Annotated in this window: 1 rRNA gene; it reads right to left on the bottom strand. The window is 56.1% G+C overall.

Features of this window, described 5'->3' with window-relative positions:
* A 16S ribosomal RNA gene (locus tag NQ038_RS15720) occupies positions 1-255 on the bottom strand; the annotation flags it as partial.

Raw genomic sequence — 255 nt, 5'->3', positions numbered from 1 at the left:
ACATAGAACGAGGGTTGCGCTCGTTGCGGGACTTAACCCAACATCTCACGACACGAGCTGACGACAACCATGCACCACCTGTACACCAACCCAAAAAGGGAAACCCCGTTTCCGAGGCGATCTGGCGTATGTCAAGCCTTGGTAAGGTTCTTCGCGTTGCATCGAATTAATCCGCATGCTCCGCCGCTTGTGCGGGCCCCCGTCAATTCCTTTGAGTTTTAGCCTTGCGGCCGTACTCCCCAGGCGGGGCACTTA

It is taken from the genome of Brevibacterium sp. 50QC2O2 (assembly GCF_024580675.1).
Classification (GTDB): domain Bacteria; phylum Actinomycetota; class Actinomycetes; order Actinomycetales; family Brevibacteriaceae; genus Brevibacterium; species Brevibacterium moorei.
The sequence above is the reverse complement of the archived record's forward strand: the minus strand, read 5'-3'. Positions and strand labels throughout refer to the sequence as shown.